Origin of the sequence: Hahella sp. CR1, assembly GCF_029813005.1 — a bacterium.
Classification (GTDB): domain Bacteria; phylum Pseudomonadota; class Gammaproteobacteria; order Pseudomonadales; family Oleiphilaceae; genus Hahella.
The window spans coordinates 233,321-250,689 of sequence record NZ_JAPELK010000007.1; the positions used below are offsets into that span (position 1 = coordinate 233,321).

Sequence of the window (17,369 nt, forward strand, 5' to 3'; positions counted from 1 at the left end):
CAGCGCTTCTGCGTCAATTCCGTTTATAAGTCCGTTTCGACCCAGCCGGGTCTGCGGGCTAATCCTTTTGTGAGTCCATTTGTGAGTCCTTGATGAGAGCGTCCCTCTCCATCCCGTCGCAGGAGTAATATTACTTTTTGCAGCGACAAATACTGTCGCGGACTCAGAATTTTTTAGCGATTATGACGACGCCAGTGCAGGGCTTTTAATGCATCGATGGCGTGCTGTCCCCAATGAATGCGGAAGCTTTCTTCCCAGTAGCACACGGCTTCTTTGACGTGATTATGGTCCCATAAGGACAGGCCGTCTTTCATGTCACGATAAATATCCGCCAGATCATCGGCGATGTCGCCCGCATTGACGGAAGCGGATTGCATATCAAACGGGTCGTCGATATCGCGATACTGTGTGAAGGGCATCGAGCTGAATCGCTGGTAGACTTTCTGCCAGGCGTCGTGGGTCATGGTTTCAAATTCCAGATCCGTACCCGCCGGTTCAAAAGGCAGATCCAGTATCGTCGCGTAAAGCTTGGCCAGCAGTCTGGTAGCTGTCGCCATTTCTTCATCTTGGGAGCCCGGCGTCGCTTCGCTCCATTGACAATATTCCCGGGCCAATTCTACAAAACGTTGAGTTTGCTCACTGCTGGGTTCTATTGTTTTCAAGTTCAGTTACCTCTGAATATTAGGCTCGTTGTAATTCTATTGCGCAGGCCATTGCACAATTACAGCCGCGATTTTCGCCGCCGACTCATTCTTTATTATCTACGCAAAGACAGAACGCCTTTCGAGTTAATTTGTCACCAACGTTATCAAATACCCCATTGATTCAACAGCTAGTATTAATGCTAGCTCTGTATTCATAAATTCGAATGGAGAATAATGGGCTTCTCTTGCAAATTGCTGACAACACGCCGTTAATCATCTCAATACAGGATGTTATGACATGAGCGAAAACCTGCACTGCTGGGCCCATAATCCAAAGCAAAACAACGCGATCATTCTATTCGTACACGGGGGGCCCGGAAGCCACTCGCATTATTTCAAAGAGTGGCTGCAACGTTATCCTATTTACAGCGAACATTTTGGCTGGATCTCTTATGACCAGCGCGGTTGCGGACTATCAGCGCAGACGCCCGCGCTCAGTCATCAAGATAACGTCGATGATCTTATCGCCGTCATTCATCGCCTAAGCATCCGCCATCCTGGCTTCTGCGCCGTGGTCGGACACAGTTACGGCGCCAGATTGCTTTATGACGCACTTAAACAAGATGACGCCATTGAGACTAAAGCCGTTTTTCTGGGGAGGTCTCTACGACCGGATATTCCCGCTAAGAGAAACTTCCTGATAGATCAAATCCTGATGAAAGTTTTCCAACGGGATGACTACGCCACGCTGATGCAGGAAGTTGAGTATGATATTCAAAATCCCGCCAGCTTATGGAGCGCCAAACAAGCATTCCGGGAAAAGCTGAAACACCGCGATCTGCGAACCTTGTTTTATTGGTCAAATTTTCAGGCCATGGATGAATACGCCGCCATCAAAGCACAGACGGAGTTACAGGAAAGCGATGAGGTGTTTAAGCAGATTACCGGCTCAATTCACAGTTAGTCAGGGCCGGACGAGGTATATGACTTCGCCAGCTTGAAACAAGACTCTTTGCACATTATGGGCGTGGGCGATTTCGTCATGGCGGGGGACACTTACACTGCGCCAGCGGACAACGCCTATAGCGCCAGAATGTTTTCCAAGTCAGGACATTATCCGCATCTGGAAGAGCCGGAACCGTTTATCGCGACGCTGGAGCGCTTCCTTCTCCACCGTCGCGCATAACCACCCGCCGCGACTCAATAGGCGTGCGGCGCGTTCTCGCTATTCCCAATGTAAAACGAGGCTTCTCAGTAACTTCTCAGCCGGACTTTGTTTAAAAACTGAGTCCGCTCATGTTCGTCAGGAATACACTCCGCCATCGCCTGATAAAGCTTGATTTCCGTCGGCGACTCTTCACGGCATTTGCGCACGATACAGCCAGCCAACGGCCCGACATACCGGCTGAGAAGCTGCGTCAGACGCTGCAGCTTTTCTTCACTCAAGGCGGTTCCAACGCTGCTTTTATATTTGGGCTTCGGCCTGTTCGTGTTCGCCGCAGGCGCGGCTGCTTTTTGGCGCGCAGTGGAATCCAGGCTGCGTCCGGGATGCGTCATAACGTCATTTCTGTGGGCGCGATCAAGAAAAGTATCTCGCTCGGCGCCGTTGGGAATATGCAATGACAGCGTATCGATCATTTCCGGCAGTGAGCGGGAATGCGAGGCGGCATTGCGAATAAGGTGAGTTGAAACCGGCCCCAAGTGTCGCGCCAGCGCGACGGTCAAGATGCCATAGATTTCCGCTGACAGTTGAAGTGGCGATGTTGTTTCAGATTGACCATTGCGCGTACTGCTTCGGCTTGCGCTCTCTTCGGCCGTGTGACTTCCATTCTTCCCATAAACTCTGGTTGCCAAAATATCCATACCATAGCCGCCTGTAATGTTGCTTTCGTTTTTAGTATCAGGAGATGTGAGAGAGTTTCACATTAAGAGAGGCAAGGCCTTGCAAGGCAATACAGAGTCGACCGCATGACATCCCTCTCATACGCCGCGAACACTGCTGGGTTCTGGGCGTGTGGCGGCTCAAACAAAGCATTCCAGGCTTCATGGGCCGCCAAATGAGCAAGCGTCGCATCAAGCGGACAACCGTCATTAATTTGATAAACGATCGCCCGCGCGATGACGTTAAACGCCTACGACGTCACACTCTATCATGATAAAACGTCAGTTTCAGTCCTCTCCTACCTCTACCCCGCCATTTTGTTTGGGTGCATGAGCCAAAATTCGATCCGCCAGCCGAGAGAACGGCAAACTTTGAATCCAGACAGTCCCGGTTCCCCGCAGGGTCGCCAGAAACATGCCTTCTCCGCCGAAAAACATACTGCGTATGCCTTTCACCATCTCAATTTCGTAACTGATGGACGGCGTAAACGCCACCAGACAGCCTGTATCCAAACGCAGCGTTTCGTTATCAAGGCGCTTTTCCACCACAGTTCCGCAAGCGTGGATAAAGGCCATGCCGTCCCCTTCCAGCTTTTGCAGCACAAAACCTTCGCCGCCAAAGAAGCCGCTGCCCAGTCGACGATTGAACTCCACGCTAATGCGAGTCCCCATAGCCGCCGCCAGAAAGGAGTCTTTCTGACAGATAATAGTTCCGCCCTGATTGGCCAGATCCACGGGTACGATGCTGCCTGGATAAGGCGCCGCAAATGAAACCTGCTGCTTGCCATGGCCGCTGTTGGTGAAGTGAGTCATGAACAGAGACTCCCCGGTCATCATGCGTTTGCCGGCGCTGAACAACTTGGAAAAGAAGCCCTGCTCAGGGTCCGAGCCATCGCCCATCTTGGTTTCGAATTCTATGCCGCCGGTCATGTAGTTCATGGCCCCGGCTTCCGCGATGACGGTTTCACCTGGGTCCAGCTCCACTTCCACCATTTGCATATCGTGGCCGATGATCTTGTAGTCCACCTCGTGGCTGCGCATATCAGTTTTTCTCCTTGCGATTTTGTTGATGACCTCATAACGCCATAGTTATCAAACAGATGCAAGCCTCTCTCCTTCTGCAAAAGACAGTACAGGTCGTTGTGTTCTGTATTATTGGCCAGGATCGACACAGCCATTGATAAAAGCAGTTCCATCATTGTTTTGCACTCAGCGCACAGCCAATTTCATCACTGCAATTGTCCCGCCGCTGAGGTATAAAGGGAGCGCAAAAATGTTCGGAAACAAAGACTACAACAGGAAGCTTTTAGGCAGGATCAGAACCATGGAACGTACTGAAAGGGAGCAGACTTCGGACAGCAACAAGGCCTTGCGCACATTACGCACCGCGATGCTGGCTGGAGCGGCGGCAATCGCCCTCTACGCACTGCAATTTTCGGCGCTCTCGCAAAAAACGGCAGTGGCCAGCGTTGGACTGATGGTGGCGGGCGCCTTCCTGCTTATGGGCGGCGTACTCGGCTTTATATTCGGCATTCCCCGCACCTTGCAACAAGAGTCAGGCGGAGCCATCAAAGTCGGCGCCAGCGACAGCCCAGGGGCGGGCTACCTCGCCAACACCAATCTTGAACAAATATCCGACTGGCTGACCAAGATGCTGGTTGGCGTGGGCCTGACTCAATTGACCGCCATGCCCTCTCACCTGCGCGCGGTAACCGGATACATTGCGGAGGGCATCGGCGGCGGGCGGGACGCCTCTATCTTCGCCTTATCGGTGCTGCTGTACTTTTCCATCATTGGTTTTTTATTCGGTTATCTCTGGACCCGCCTGTTTCTCGCCGGCGCTTTTCGTCAGGCGGATCAAACCGCGCTGGGCACATTGTCCGAGCGCATGGAGCGGGCGAACCGCGACATTGAGGAAATCAAGAAACAAACCAAACTGGATGCCGAAGCGCAAAACCTGGTGGACCGCCAGCTTAACCCGAGTTTTGAACTTCCTCCCGCCCCACAACCGGAGCTGGATGAAGCCATCGCCGCCGCCTCGCCGGAAGCCAAAGCGAAAATCTTTTATCAGACCTGGAAAGTGCGCGGAGAAAACTGGCGTAACAATAAACAACTCATGGAGAAAACCATTCCCATATTCCGCGCACTGGTCAAGTCAGACCCAGACGGTCGCTACCATATGAACCATGGGCAACTGGGCTTCGCGTTGAAGGATAAGGTGACGCCGGAATGGGAGAATGCGCTAACAGAACTGTCCTGCGCCATTGATATCCGCGGCGGCAATAAGGAAGAAGGCTGGAGATACTATGAGTTCAATCGCGCTATCTGCCGCATTAACCTGGATGAGGACTTTCGCAGCAACCAAGCCTCTGCTCCGCCTGTGCGCAAAGCTATAGTGGCGGATCTAAAGGAAGCAATCGCGCACGACTTTACCGATTTGGTCAGCGCCAACGAAAACATTCAGGCATGGATGCAGCTGAATCAGGTCAGCATGGAAAATATTGCCGCCTGACCAGTGAGAGCGTAATGGGAAGTCTTATCAGGCTTCCCATCGGCTTGGATCACTCTAACTCGACGATCTCAAATTCTTTCTCCTGGCCCGCTGCGACAAGCACAACCACGTCGCCCACCGTTTTCCCCATCAGTTTCATACCGATGGGAGAATGCCGCGTAATAACCAACACCTCTTGTTCATCCAGCAGAAACTTATACCCAGCCGCTTCAGGCCCCACGAACAAACGACGCTCGGAGCCGTCTTCCGCTTCCAATGTGACTAACGCAAAAACGCCGACCTCATCTTGATCAGTAAAACGCTTGGGCGGGGTATTTTGATAAGAGGCGAGCGCCAGTTCCAGTTCCCTCACGCGCCGGGATTGCCCTTCCGCCAGATAAGACGCCTCCAGACCGAAAGTGTCGTATTTGTTTTCCGCAACGCTTTCTGTATGGGTGGCGGTTTCATGAGCGGTATTGGCCGCCTGCTGGGCGACAGCCAGGTCGTCCTGCAGTTTGGCGATAATCTGTTGGTGAATTTTCTCTTTTCGCATGGTCCTAAAGCACAACGGCGCAGAAAACGAAGAACATGATTAAAACGGCGATACGCCGCGGCAGACAAGCGCTGACACACAACAGCCTATCCATTCAGACAAATAGAAGGAGACAGCGGGCCTGCCGGATGAATAAATAAACCAGATTCGTTTTCCTGTCCATATCCGCCGTGCAAAGAGCCGGATTACAGCCGCAAAAAAGCCCGGAACCGCACAAGGCGGCGCCGGGCTAAGCGCTATGGGTTTACCAACCAAGGATCAGTGGATTATTTGATCCAGTGTTTACCCCAGTGAGTAATGTCGTAGGAAGAAGCGCTGGAGCTGGAGCTCGCGCTGAATGCGCGCATTGCCGCAACACCTTCGTCTTTCTTCGCCGCAGCTTCGATTTCATCATCGATAACTTTGGTGGACAGAGACAACCAGCTGGTTACGAACGCCACTGCGTCGATGTTGATTTCCAGTGCGTCCTGCGCGATGTTGTTGATGTCGTCGCAAGCCTGGTGGTAGCAATGGTCCAGAGCAACGCCTGCGTCGCCGCCGTATTTCTCCGCCTGCTCTTCAGTCTTCGCGACTTCCGCGCCAGTGAACAGACCGCCGAAGGCTACGCCGTCAGTGAAGAACTGCGCATAGTCGGAACGGAAGCTGATCTCGGTGCCTTCATAAGGCAGCGCACGCAGCTTGTAGTAGTCTTCAAACAGTTTTTCAGTGGCTTTGGACCCAGGAGGACCTTCCAGACCGAAGTCAGAACCATCGCCGTCATAAATCATATAAGCGAAGTTCGGAGAAGCGATCATATCGAAGTTCAGGTAGACCTTGATTTTCTTAAGCTCGTCTTCCGGCAGGTTCTGCACGTAGTGTGTAGAGCCAACCAGACCTGATTCCTCAGCGCCCCACCATGCGAAGCGGATTTTGTTGCGTGGATGCGCGCGACGCATTTGCAGCGCCATTTCCAGCAACGCAGCGCTACCGGAGCCGTTATCGTTGATGCCAGCGCCTTCATAGACGGAGTCAAGGTGCGAACCGACCATGACGACGTTGTCCGGATTGCCTCTTCTGGACTCAGCGATCACGTTAACTGTCTCGGTTTGCTTTCTCACGACGTCAGTCACGACGTGCATCTGCAAGCCTTCAGTTCCGGACCATGCAACACCGTTGTCGTAGGTCGCGAACACAACAGGAATGCCGCCAGTGTAATCATCGCCCAAGGTAGCATTCATCAGACCTTTGCGGTCTTCAGTGTTGCCCTGGTTGAAGATGATGACGCCGATTGCGCCAGCCGCCGCTGCATTTTCCGCTTTGATCTGGAAAGTACAGGAACCGCGCTGAACCAATGCGATGGAGCCTGCCGGGAAGCCGGCGAAGTCTTCCGCTTCACATCCACTGGTAGAGCCGTTATCCGGACCCAACGCCAGATCAACCGCCGCCACAGGACCTGTTACATCGCCTGCGTCGGTTTGCGACAGATAAGAGAAATCAACTTCCCACTCATAGGAAGTGGTGTCTGGAGCGGTGGATTCCAGAGTTCCCGGACCCTGCGGATAGAACGCGTTGAACGGGAATGGAGCCAGCGTCACGTTGTAACCCGCGCTTTCCAGCGTGGATTTGATGTAGTCGACGGAAGCCTCGTAACCCGGCAAGCCAGCGGCGCGAGTGCCGTCGTTAGCGCCGGCGATATCGTTCAGCATTTGCAGGTGCGCCATGACGTTTTTAGCCTGCATACAACGAGGCAGCCCCCATGGGGAGTTATTTAAAACGCCAAAGCGGCATTCCAGTGGATGCAGGCGGTCTGGGCTCCAGAATTCGTTCAAGAGATCACTGCGTGAAGGGGGAGCCGAATGAGCGGCGGTGGCGAGAGCAAGAGTAAGGGAGCTCAAAGCCATGGATAGGCTTGTCTTCTTCGTTAGCATTTATTCCTCCAGTCCATATAGGAGATTTATTTTTATCTGATAGGCCTGCTTTTGGCCGGCTATCATTTTCGCCCTATACAACTCCTCTTAGGCGCGATCAGTCTATAGTAGTCAGATTGAGTCTATGCGGAAGGGGTTAGTCCGGGCTTTAGGTAGGTAATTACCGAAGGCCGTTATCCCTCACGTTTAATTAATGTGAAGAGGCTCACACTTTATAATGTCAACCCTTAGTGGACTATCCCAATAGTCTCGATTGGACAATGGGTTAGCGTGCATAAATCGCATTCTCGGCCTTCTCAATCGGCTCCCTGCAAGGCTTTATGTGCCATAATACGCCGCCTGATAAGTCATATAACAACACAGCAAACACACACAGTTAAGGAGTCCACGATGAGCGAGTTATTGAGTTATGAACTCAAGGACAATATTGCCGTCATCACGCTAAATAACGGCAAAGTCAACGCCATTTCCCCGCAATTGATCGAAGAGTTCAACGCAGCATTAGACGCTGCGGAACAGAGTAAGGCCGTGGTGGTCATCACAGGAACACCGGGCATGCTCTCCGGCGGCTATGACTTGAAAGTCATGACGCAAAGCATGGAGTCAGCGATGGCGCTGGTTAAACAAGGGTCCACCCTGTCTCACCGCCTGCTTTCTTTTCCCATGCCTATTATCGTCGCCTGCCCAGGTCACGCCGTCGCCAAAGGCGCCTTCCTGTTGCTGTCCGCAGACCTGCGTATTGGCGTCGAAGGCCCCTATAAAATAGGCCTGAATGAAGTGGCGATCGGCATGACCATGCATCACGCCGGCATCTCTATCGCCCGCGCGCGTCTGGCGCCGGTATACCTCAACCGTTGCGTCATCAACGCGGAAATGTTTGCGCCTCAACAGGCCAGAGAAGCCGGCTTCCTGGATATTGTGGTAGAAGAGTCAGAACTGATGGCGAGGGCGATGGAGGAAGCCAAAAAAATGACGGCGTTGAATTTGAAAGCGCACAAGAACACCAAACTGAAAGTACGCAGCGCGTTCTTGAGCGAATTGGCGGAAGCCATTGAGAAAGACGCAACCGGATCACTGTAATCCCGCACGTCACAGGCGCGCCCGCTCAAGGTTAAGCTTTCAAAGTAAACCGATAACAGCAGCGACGCGCGCCTTTCAACACATGTTCCGTACGCTCCACCGTTGCAAGCTCTTCAAAACAGCGCTGGAAATTTTGCAGCTCCGCTCGACATAATCCCTGACAATGCTGCGCCGCCACGCAAACAGGACAATGGTTTTCCACCAGATACCAGACGCCTTCGTCCTGCTCAAAAAACGCGGCCGCCATATACCCTTCCGCACTGCGCAGCTCCGCCAGTTTGGCGATTCGCTCTGACACATCAGGATACACAGATAGCGCCGTTAAATAGCTCTGCAATTGTTTGGCGTTGCGCGCCTCAATGAGCTTATCCAACCCCTCTTCTCCAAACACCTCACGGGTGGATGCGATCAAGTCGACGGTCAGATTGGCGTGACTATCCGGAAACCGACTCTGCGCCTTTTCCGTCAGACGCCAGACCGCGACAGGGCGTCCACGCGCCTTCCTTTCCTCTACGCTATACAAAAGGCCCTCTTGCTCCAGCTTTGCAATGTGTTGTCTGGCGCCCATGGTGGTCATGCCCAGCATCCCGCCTAATTCGGGAGCGCTGGCCGGCCCTCGGGATTTAATCAAGTACAGAATGCGCTCGCCGCTGTCTTCCTGCGTCGTCAAAGAAGTCTCGCTCCTACAATGAATGGATAGCGCCTCAGTATACGTTGATAGGAAAAATTTAGTAAAGCGATAGCTTTACTAAAGAAAAGAACAGGAATAACCTATTTGGAAAGCAAACGCTTTACTAAATAAACCTAACAACAAATACGCCCCCCAGGGCGACAATGGAGAACGAATCATGTATCTGGAACACGCTAACATCACCGTTGAATCCATCGAAAAGTCCATGGAGTTTTTGCAAGCCGCTTTCCCCGACTTTGCATTACGGGGCGAAGGCGATCTGATGAGTCAAAACGGCAGATGGGCCCACGTGGGCAATGACCGCTTCTACTTCGCGCTACAGCAGTGCGATAACCACCTGAGCGATGTCAGCACCCGCTATATCAACGACGGCATTAACCATATTGGCATGGTGGTGGAGGATCTTGATGGCGTGACAGGACGTTTGCAGCAGCGCGGTTACGATGGTTATGAAACAGAGGCGCATCCGTTTCGCCGCAGGGCCTATTATTTCGACCCTAACGGCATCGAGTGGGAGTTTGTACAATATCTGAGCGAAAACCCTGCGGAGAAGAACCGTTATTAGAGCGCCCAGGCAACGCCACATCTATAAAGCGTTAAACGCCCCGTTCATGGGGCGTTTCATGGCGATACCAGAAAAGTTGTCGATATAGCGATCAACGTGCAGAAAAAGTCCATTTATCGGGCATTTATTTAACAAAGTTTCACAAATAACCGCGAAATAATTATCGGAGAAACCCGCCGCCATCGGATACCATGGCTCTACATTATTACAAGAACTGAGAGTGCTATGACCAAGTTAGTTTTCCGGGTCGCAGTCAAGCAAAGTGAGAAAGCGGACTACTTCTCGTCGATACCCGGACTTCTGGTTTGCGGCGTGGGAGGCACGCTGGAGGAAACGCTGGCCAACACCCAGCTCATCATCGCTGACTACCTAAAAGACAGCATCAATGCCCCTGTTGCGGCGCTAGCGGACACTAAGGTCACTTATACCGACGTCACCTGGCATATCGTCGAAATTAACCGTCCATAATTTCAGATTACTCTGGGCATAGCATCACACGAACGCAGCTTGCGCACGTTTAGGCGCCGAGCTTCAATCCACGCTACTGACAGCCAAGCGATATTTCTTCATACCCGACGACAAGGTCAGCGGAGACGACGACTCTTCGCAAAGTATCGCTGCTTTTCTCATAAAACCAGAGAGATTGATCTCCGCCTTGGGAGACACTGACCCGTGTATCGCTGTTCCTTAATACTTTGTCACAAGAGGGGACCGGAAAGCGCATTAGTAAAGCAATTTCTCGACTGACGGCATCTTCAACCCGCCCAGCGAACTCGCTCCACTGAATAAAATATCCAATCCCAAACCCAAGCGAGAGGCAAAGCACCGCCACAATAACTGTCTTCATCTGCACACCCTGATATCCAACAAGCTTCAGACAGATAATTTACAGCAATAGAGAAAATAAAACGCTTTTCCATATTCGCCCCAAGCTGAGACTCAGGATATTCCTCAGTCCTGGCGTTATGGAGAAACGCTCTTGTGGGCGCTTCCCTTCAGCGACAAAAATGCATAAGACGCAGCATGGTTTCAGTATGTAGTCTTATACGCATTCGCTAAAAAGAGCAAAAACGGCCAACAAGCGTAGCGCAAGGCACGGAATATGTAGCCCTGCAAAGTATTTGGCCTAAAAAGTCGGCGACAAAAGTTTGTATGACGCATATACCGCGCGCCTTTACCAATGGGCCACAACTGTAAACAGTCGCCGGGATTCGAACCCGAAAATTCGCAGCCCCGATGTAGTCATACGGGCATTCGCCGACTTACCAAAGAACTCTTGCATCAGATGCAAAAGCGCTTTCCCATAATTTACTCATTATGGGGAAACGCTCTTGCAAGCCTTTCCCTTCGGCGACGAGAGTGTGTGTGACAATCCTGCTCTCCCGACTGAGCTACCACGCCATTTTAAGCGTGGGCGGGACTCGAACCCGCGACCTGGCCATTAAAAGTGGTGTAGTCACACAGGCATTCGCCAAAACTAAATTAAGGCGGCCAACAAAAAACCGTCAGGAAGTTATTTGGGAAAAATGTAATCCTGACCAGCATTTGGCCTAAAAAGACCAGCGACAAAAAAGTCGTATGACATCTACGCTCGCGCTACCACTGCGCTACGGTTGTCAGCCAACCGCCGGGACTCGAACCCGGGACCTCGCGCTCCTATGTAGTCATACAGGCATTCGCCGGTTTAACTTTAAAAACGTCTGTTTATCTCTCCTTAAAACGCTTTCCCATAACCTTCATGTTATGGGGAAACGCTCTCACGAGCCTTTCCCTTCGGCGACAAATATGTGTGAGATACTTTCCTGCTCTATCCAATTGAGCTACCGCGCAAGACTTCCGCGCGAACGGGACTTGAACCCGCAACCTGGTCGTTAACAGCGATGTAATCCCACTGGCATTCGCCAAAATCAACATTGGGCGGCCAACAAGTTGTGGTCTGGATGTTTTTGGATGTAATCCTGACCGGCATTTGGCCTTAAAAAAACGCGGCGACAATAAGGGCGCATGACATGTCATCTGCTCTACCAGCTGAGCTACGGTCAGAGACCGCCGGGACTCGAACCCGGGACCAAATGGTTAATGTAGTCATACTGGCATTCGCCGTTTAAATCTGAAAACTCTTACTTATTTTCCATAAAGCGCTCTTCCATTACGCTCGCGCGATGGGGAGACGCACTCAGAATCCTTTCCCTTCGACGACAACAGTTTGGTATGACGCTCGCTCTGCCAACTGAGCTATAGCCGCGCCCGGCCACCGGGACTCGAACCCGGGTATGGAGTCATACAAGCATTCGCCGATATCAAAAATTAAGCCTTCGAATCAGGCCGCCCGCAGGCGGCCTTTTTCTCCACCAAGATCCCTGGCTACAGTTCGATTTCCTTGATGGTGCGCACCCAGGTCTGTGGGTTATCGCTCAAAAAGGACTTCATCACTGTGAACACCTGATCGGAGAATCCTCCCACGTTCAGGATGTCATCACGCTCCATCGCCTGGGTGTACGCATTGGGCACAACATCGATACACACCATTTTTGCTTTGGGGTTACGCTGCTTCAGCTTCAGCCACTCCTGCATTACCGCCGTCCCTGAGTTGTACCCCGCATAACGGCTGTTCGTATCAATCCATGACTCGTTATCACTAACGAAGACCACCGTATCCACCTCCGCTTTGCGCCGGTTCAGCTCTACCAGAGGCGCGGAGCAGTCCGTTCCGCCGCCGCCCAGTTGCGCCAGTTTGGTCGCGTTGGTCATCACCGAATCCCGGGGATTCAAACGCACCTGATGCACTGAGGTCGCGAACGGGAGAATCTCCGCATCCTTGTTTTTCGCCAGGATAGCCGCAGCCACCAGAGCGGCGACATCAATACATCGCACCTTACTGGAAGCGCCGGGACGATAACCTGATACCGACTGAGTCATAGACCCGCTGGTATCCGGCAACACGACAACCCGCCCTTCCAGCGCCGGCACATTCTGCAGCGCGATCTCCATCGCATCCTGCAAGGCCTCCGTCACCATTTTAGGCACACCTTCGCCCGCCATGGTGTAGGCAGCCATCAATTGGTACGGAAACGCCTTGGCCTTGCGAATGGCGTTCTCATCACGCAGACGGTCAGCGATCACACGGTCCATTCCTTTTTCATTGAACACGCCCTGCCGCGCAAAGGTATTCAAGTTCATCCGCGTCATCTGCCATCCCGCATTGCGGGCGATGCCAGCCCAATGCGCTTGCGTCAGGTTCAGCGCCGTCAGCAACCGAAACTCCACTTTCGGCAGCGGCTGGGACTGATCCGCCTTAAAGGCCTCATAATCCCGCACAACCTGCGGCAGCTTCTCCGCATCGTATTCTCTATCGATCAGATAACCGTACAGAGCCTGCCGCATCAGGTTTTCCGGCTTTGGACGCACCATCTTGATGACATCCTTCATCGAAGGCGACGCGCCAACAGAATCCATGAACAAAGAAGACTCGCCGCGGGCGTTAATCCACTCTTTCACCAACCGCTTGGGCATGGTTCCCAGGGATTTACGCCCAACAACGCCGGAACGCATGATCTGCACAAAGTTTCTCACCATACGGCCGTTATCAATGACCCGCTTGAACACAGCAGGAACCAGTTCCGGCGCCCGCACTGTCAGAATGGCGGTCAACAGCGCTGGCATATCTTTCATGAAGCCGCGCTCCCGAGCGAACACCGCCAATTTTGCGATAAACTCAGGCTCCACTTGAGCGGCGAACTCCATGACTTTTTCCAACTGATCTTCAGCGGAAGCATAGAATGTGCTGGTGAAACATCCGGTCACCGCGTACTGCGCCAGCGCATGCTCTGCGGAGTATTTATAAGCCAGGCCGCCGGCCTGATTAAGGGTGTCCGCCGCAGGCGCCATATTTCCGCGCTGGGTGTTGAATAGTGTTTTACTCGCCATTTCTTTACTCCCGCCGACAATACATTCGGCTTTACTGAATTTCACTGCTATCTAATCTGGTAATCAGACTCTGTCGCAGTGTTCCAAGACATTGTTTGTTTACTTGCCAGATGTATTGCAGCCCACATGCCAACTTTCCCAAATAATCCGGAAATATTTTTTAACTTATTGATATTAAATAACTTAATTTTTATTTCTTGATTTATTACGGAGAAATGAGGGGGCTCATAAAATGGACTTTATATCTATAAAAATAAAAAATTATCCAAATAAATAACCGCGATTATCCTAATCCACTTTTAATTGGCCTCGTGTCTCGTGTCTCGTGTCTCGTGTCTCGTGTCTCGTGTCTCGTAATAACGACTATACTTAACGCCACAATGAAAACGCTTTCACAAAATTCATAAAAATCAGATCGCTTGAACAGAGAGTTAATAACGGATTAACAAGGAGGCAATATGGAGATAACTATTTGAAAATAAATATTAAAAAAGAACAAACATCGCCAGTTCCGTCAACGCTTCCATCTGGCATGAAGGGAAATGCTAGTCCGGATTACCGATTCATCTCACCGCCTGAGCGTTGTATAAGCCTGAACTGGCCAATACCAAACAGGGATAGCTTTAGATGTATGCGCTTTCCTTAAGATAAAAATGGTAACGCTTTCATAAAGAGACCGCCTATGAAAACCAAAGACTCCATTATGGACAAGCTGCTGACGACTCTACTGCTGCTTTCAGGAACCGCCTACGCCGCTGATCCCGGCGACCCTCGCGAGTTCACGCAAATACTACAGATGAATGGCGGCTCAGCCATGCTGCGCTTTCATTCTCCCCAAGCCCTCAACCTGCGCTCCCCCACGGAACGGGTATATATCAACTACCGCATCAATGGCTCGCCAATACAGGTTGAAGAGTTGACGGAAACCGCTTCACAAACCGATTTTGAGGCCCAGATTTCCGGATTAAACGATGGCGACCGCATTGAGTATTACTACACCCAGGTGCTGGACGCCCAGTTCGCAGAACTGCCGGTGGATAGCGGCTGGTTCAAATACAGAGTCGGCGAAGGTTTCTCAAAACCCGCCTACCCTCTTACCTTTACCTTCGGCGGTCGTTTTCGCGATCGACACGAGGGCGAAGGCCGCTTTGATCACTATGTCGCCGGCTACACCAGCGGCACCAGTTACATCGCCACCTTCAAAGACTGGGGCGACCGCCTGGAAATGACAGTCGTGACCGACGATCCTACCGATAACGGCGATATTCGTTGGAGCGACCACATCGGCGTGCCTGACCCGCTGAACAAGCAGGATGTCTGCTACCGCGCGGAATTCGATAAAGGCGGCGACATGGAGCAGGTCAACGCCAATACCTGGCGCTATGTCATCAATGACGTCACAGAAGGCCAACTGATTGATCTGGAATGGACGTTCAAGCGCGCCAGCACGGATCAGCAGTACTACAACGATATTTTCCGCATCCGCATTGGCGAGGGACGTCTCTCTCAGGAGCGCCAGCATCCTTATTTCTCACCCGGCGGCGCCACCACGCCGAACATCATTCAGGACAAACAGTTTCTGTTCGCCCAGCACCTGGTCAATATCGGCGGCCAGGAAATGAAAAACTTCCTGGCGGGGAAAACGCTGTTCGACACCGACTTCGGCGAGAGCAATCCAGATATCGCCTTGCATGCGCCTCAGACCAAATACGATTGCATCGGCGACCAGCCCTCTCCCAAGCAATATATCGACTTCCCTCAACGGGCTCGCACGCCAGTCACGCTGGCGAACCAACTGGGACCTCAGTTCAACAACAGCTCCTGTTTCGCCTGCCACACCAATGACGGCCGCGGAACGCCGCCAGAGCCCGGCCAGCCGATGCAGTCCATGCTGTTAGCGCTCAGCATTGAGGGAACCGACGCTCACGGCGGACCCGTTCCGCATCCTACTTACGGTGGGCAGCTACAGGATAAAAGCGTAGATGGCGGCGCCGGCGAAGGCCAGGCGACCGTGACGTACCAAAACATTGTCCGCAACCATATTGGCGGCGGCGCTTATACTCTGCACAAACCTGTTTACGATTGGACGTTGGACTCTCCCATCGACAGTGGCGATATTCTGTTTTCACCCCGCATTGCGCCGCAGCTGACCGGCATGGGTTTGATTGACGCCATCTCCGACGCCACCCTACTCGCTTTCGCCGATCCCGATGACGCCAATGGCGACGGCATCTCCGGCAAAGCCAACTATGTGTGGGACAGGCAGTCGCAAACCATGCGCCTGGGCAAATATGGCTGGAAGGCCGGACAATCCAGCGTCTTACAACAGACCGCCAAGGCGGCCCATGAGGACATGGGAATCACCAACCCCCTCTTCGGAAACGGCGCCGAGTTTTCCATGGAAGATTTGCACAAGATCGAATCCTACGTACGTCATCTCGCCGTGCCGCCCAACCTGGAGTTTTTCGCCGACGAGGCGTCTCAAGCCAGCAAGCTAAGGGGCAAAGAGCTGTTCAAGGAAGCTAACTGCAGCGGCTGCCATATTCCCACCATGACCACTTCACCGGACTTTGAAGTCGTCTCGCTCCGCAATCAGGTTATCCAACCCTTCTCCGATTTCCTGTTGCACGACATGGGACCAGAACTCGCCGACAAGCGCCCGGAATACGCCGCTACCGGTTACGAGTGGAGAACGCCGCCGCTATGGGCCATCGGGCACTTCGCGGAAGTTAACGGCGCCGCCCGTTATCTGCATGATGGTCGCGCCACCTCCATAGAAGAAGCGATCATGTGGCATGGTGGTGAGGCCGCCGCCTCTCGCGACGCCTTCTCAGCCATGTCGCCCGCGGAGCGCGAAGACCTCCTCGCCTACACCCGCTTCCCGTTTGTTGACCCTGTCGCAGACGGCGGACCTGCCGTGAAAACGCCATCCGCGTCAATTGTCTCCCCGGCCCAGGGTAGCCAGGTAGAGAGTAATTTCGATCTGGCGTTCACACTGCGCAACTGGGAAATGAACGCTGACGGTCGTCATCTGCATTGGTTCGTGGATGGCGTCGACCAGGGTGAACGCTATGACGCCTCCCCTATCGCGATCTCGGGGCTCTCCGACGGAGAACACACTATCGCCGTGAAGCTGGCGAACGCCGACCATCAGTTTGTAGGCGGAGCGCAGGTCAATGTGAAAGTGGGCGGCGACGCGCCCGGACCAGATCCGCAGCCGCAAGGCATTACAAAGAACGCGGATGGCAGCGTCACCTACTCCATCACGCTAACCAGCAGGATGGAGCGCGTGCAGTTATTTGTGGAGAAAAACGGCGGCCCCGGCTATTTCTGGGCGCCCTTGTTGAAGGCGGATGGCGGCTTACAGAACGGCGCACAGGAAACCGCTAACAGCGATGGCTCGTACCGTTACAGCATCACTCATCCGGCATCGCATTATGCGCAAGTACAAACCTTGCGCCATCGTTTCTACGCTTACAGTCCTGCGGCGGGACAGCTGTTTCAGCCAGGTCCCGGCGACGCGCTGGGCGAGGTGTTCAACTACTGAAGCCAAGTATGAAACGCGCAGTATAAAACTGTCGCAGACATTGCAGACATTAAAGGGGCGCTAGCGCCCCTTTTTACGTTCTA

At 52.8% G+C, this 17,369-nt stretch carries 15 protein-coding genes; 7 read left to right on the forward strand and 8 right to left on the reverse strand.

Annotated features, from left to right (window positions below; all coding sequences use genetic code 11):
- Nucleotides 1-173 precede the first annotated feature (173 nt).
- Nucleotides 174-662, reverse strand: a complete 489-nt coding sequence (locus ONV78_RS18450) for a DUF5063 domain-containing protein (RefSeq protein WP_279505348.1) — start codon at nucleotides 660-662, stop codon at nucleotides 174-176.
- A gap of 280 nt (nucleotides 663-942) precedes the next feature.
- On the opposite strand from ONV78_RS18450, the gene ONV78_RS18455 reads away from it, so the two are divergent.
- Together ONV78_RS18455 and ONV78_RS18460 are read left to right on the forward strand one after the other, a co-directional pair.
- Nucleotides 943-1,608 (forward strand): alpha/beta hydrolase, encoded by a 666-nt coding sequence (locus ONV78_RS18455; RefSeq protein WP_279505350.1) that lies wholly within the window; start codon nucleotides 943-945, stop codon nucleotides 1,606-1,608.
- 33 nt (nucleotides 1,609-1,641) lie between these two features.
- A complete protein-coding gene (locus ONV78_RS18460) occupies nucleotides 1,642-1,830 on the forward strand; it encodes a hypothetical protein (RefSeq protein WP_279505352.1) in 189 nt (62 codons plus the stop codon).
- Nucleotides 1,831-1,895: 65 nt separating this feature from the next.
- On the opposite strand, the gene ONV78_RS18465 is transcribed toward ONV78_RS18460, so the two are convergent.
- Together ONV78_RS18465 and ONV78_RS18470 are read right to left on the reverse strand one after the other, a co-directional pair.
- A complete protein-coding gene (locus tag ONV78_RS18465; protein ID WP_216739528.1) occupies nucleotides 1,896-2,369 on the reverse strand; it encodes a hypothetical protein in 474 nt (157 codons plus the stop codon).
- A 444-nt stretch (nucleotides 2,370-2,813) separates the two neighbouring features.
- Entirely contained in the window at nucleotides 2,814-3,566 is a 753-nt protein-coding gene (locus ONV78_RS18470) for a TIGR00266 family protein (RefSeq protein WP_216739527.1), read from the reverse strand.
- Nucleotides 3,567-3,849: 283 nt separating this feature from the next.
- On the opposite strand from ONV78_RS18470, the gene ONV78_RS18475 reads away from it, so the two are divergent.
- A complete protein-coding gene (locus ONV78_RS18475) occupies nucleotides 3,850-5,037 on the forward strand; it encodes a hypothetical protein (RefSeq protein ID WP_279505355.1) in 1,188 nt (395 codons plus the stop codon).
- A gap of 49 nt (nucleotides 5,038-5,086) precedes the next feature.
- Here the strand turns inward: ONV78_RS18475 and ONV78_RS18480 are convergent, their stop codons facing one another.
- Together ONV78_RS18480 and ONV78_RS18485 are read right to left on the reverse strand one after the other, a co-directional pair.
- Complete coding sequence (locus ONV78_RS18480) at nucleotides 5,087-5,569, reverse strand: GreA/GreB family elongation factor (protein ID WP_216739525.1); 483 nt, start codon at nucleotides 5,567-5,569, stop codon at nucleotides 5,087-5,089.
- A gap of 266 nt (nucleotides 5,570-5,835) precedes the next feature.
- Nucleotides 5,836-7,476, reverse strand: coding sequence for a M28 family metallopeptidase (locus ONV78_RS18485; protein WP_216739524.1), 1,641 nt, complete (start codon nucleotides 7,474-7,476; stop codon nucleotides 5,836-5,838).
- A 390-nt stretch (nucleotides 7,477-7,866) separates the two neighbouring features.
- Here ONV78_RS18485 and ONV78_RS18490 point away from each other — a divergent pair, with 390 nt between their 5' ends.
- Nucleotides 7,867-8,556 (forward strand): crotonase/enoyl-CoA hydratase family protein, encoded by a 690-nt coding sequence (locus ONV78_RS18490; protein ID WP_216739523.1) that lies wholly within the window; start codon nucleotides 7,867-7,869, stop codon nucleotides 8,554-8,556.
- A 31-nt stretch (nucleotides 8,557-8,587) separates the two neighbouring features.
- Here the strand turns inward: ONV78_RS18490 and ONV78_RS18495 are convergent, their stop codons facing one another.
- A complete protein-coding gene (locus ONV78_RS18495; RefSeq protein ID WP_279505359.1) occupies nucleotides 8,588-9,226 on the reverse strand; it encodes a transcriptional regulator in 639 nt (212 codons plus the stop codon).
- Between the two features lie 178 nt (nucleotides 9,227-9,404).
- Between ONV78_RS18495 and ONV78_RS18500 the strand changes: the two genes are divergently transcribed.
- Both ONV78_RS18500 and ONV78_RS18505 read left to right on the forward strand, forming a co-directional pair.
- The gene (locus ONV78_RS18500; RefSeq protein ID WP_216739521.1) at nucleotides 9,405-9,812 is read left to right on the forward strand and encodes a VOC family protein; all 408 of its coding nucleotides are present in this window, start codon (nucleotides 9,405-9,407) and stop codon (nucleotides 9,810-9,812) included.
- Between the two features lie 225 nt (nucleotides 9,813-10,037).
- Complete coding sequence (locus ONV78_RS18505) at nucleotides 10,038-10,280, forward strand: hypothetical protein (protein WP_216739520.1); 243 nt, start codon at nucleotides 10,038-10,040, stop codon at nucleotides 10,278-10,280.
- Between the two features lie 73 nt (nucleotides 10,281-10,353).
- Here ONV78_RS18505 and ONV78_RS18510 read toward each other — a convergent pair whose 3' ends face one another.
- Complete coding sequence (locus ONV78_RS18510; RefSeq protein WP_279505363.1) at nucleotides 10,354-10,659, reverse strand: hypothetical protein; 306 nt, start codon at nucleotides 10,657-10,659, stop codon at nucleotides 10,354-10,356.
- A 1,517-nt stretch (nucleotides 10,660-12,176) separates the two neighbouring features.
- Complete coding sequence (locus ONV78_RS18515) at nucleotides 12,177-13,739, reverse strand: RNA-binding protein (protein ID WP_279505364.1); 1,563 nt, start codon at nucleotides 13,737-13,739, stop codon at nucleotides 12,177-12,179.
- A 682-nt stretch (nucleotides 13,740-14,421) separates the two neighbouring features.
- On the opposite strand from ONV78_RS18515, the gene ONV78_RS18520 reads away from it, so the two are divergent.
- On the forward strand, nucleotides 14,422-17,286 hold the full coding sequence (locus ONV78_RS18520; RefSeq protein ID WP_279505365.1) for a di-heme oxidoredictase family protein: 2,865 nt from the start codon (nucleotides 14,422-14,424) through the stop codon (nucleotides 17,284-17,286).
- Nucleotides 17,287-17,369 lie beyond the last annotated feature (83 nt).

Excerpts from the sequence above, each read along its gene's own strand:
- ONV78_RS18470 (WP_216739527.1), bottom strand. The coding sequence starts at position 3,566 with ATGCGCAGCCACGAGGTGGACTACAAGATCATCGGCCACGATATGCAA.
- ONV78_RS18520 (WP_279505365.1), top strand. The coding sequence starts at position 14,422 with ATGAAAACCAAAGACTCCATTATGGACAAGCTGCTGACGACTCTACTG.
- ONV78_RS18480 (WP_216739525.1), bottom strand. The coding sequence starts at position 5,569 with ATGCGAAAAGAGAAAATTCACCAACAGATTATCGCCAAACTGCAGGAC.
- ONV78_RS18455 (WP_279505350.1), top strand. The coding sequence starts at position 943 with ATGAGCGAAAACCTGCACTGCTGGGCCCATAATCCAAAGCAAAACAAC.
- ONV78_RS18515 (WP_279505364.1), bottom strand. The coding sequence starts at position 13,739 with ATGGCGAGTAAAACACTATTCAACACCCAGCGCGGAAATATGGCGCCT.
- ONV78_RS18490 (WP_216739523.1), top strand. The coding sequence starts at position 7,867 with ATGAGCGAGTTATTGAGTTATGAACTCAAGGACAATATTGCCGTCATC.
- ONV78_RS18475 (WP_279505355.1), top strand. The coding sequence starts at position 3,850 with ATGGAACGTACTGAAAGGGAGCAGACTTCGGACAGCAACAAGGCCTTG.
- ONV78_RS18485 (WP_216739524.1), bottom strand. The coding sequence starts at position 7,476 with ATGCTAACGAAGAAGACAAGCCTATCCATGGCTTTGAGCTCCCTTACT.
- ONV78_RS18510 (WP_279505363.1), bottom strand. The coding sequence starts at position 10,659 with ATGAAGACAGTTATTGTGGCGGTGCTTTGCCTCTCGCTTGGGTTTGGG.
- ONV78_RS18500 (WP_216739521.1), top strand. The coding sequence starts at position 9,405 with ATGTATCTGGAACACGCTAACATCACCGTTGAATCCATCGAAAAGTCC.
- ONV78_RS18505 (WP_216739520.1), top strand. The coding sequence starts at position 10,038 with ATGACCAAGTTAGTTTTCCGGGTCGCAGTCAAGCAAAGTGAGAAAGCG.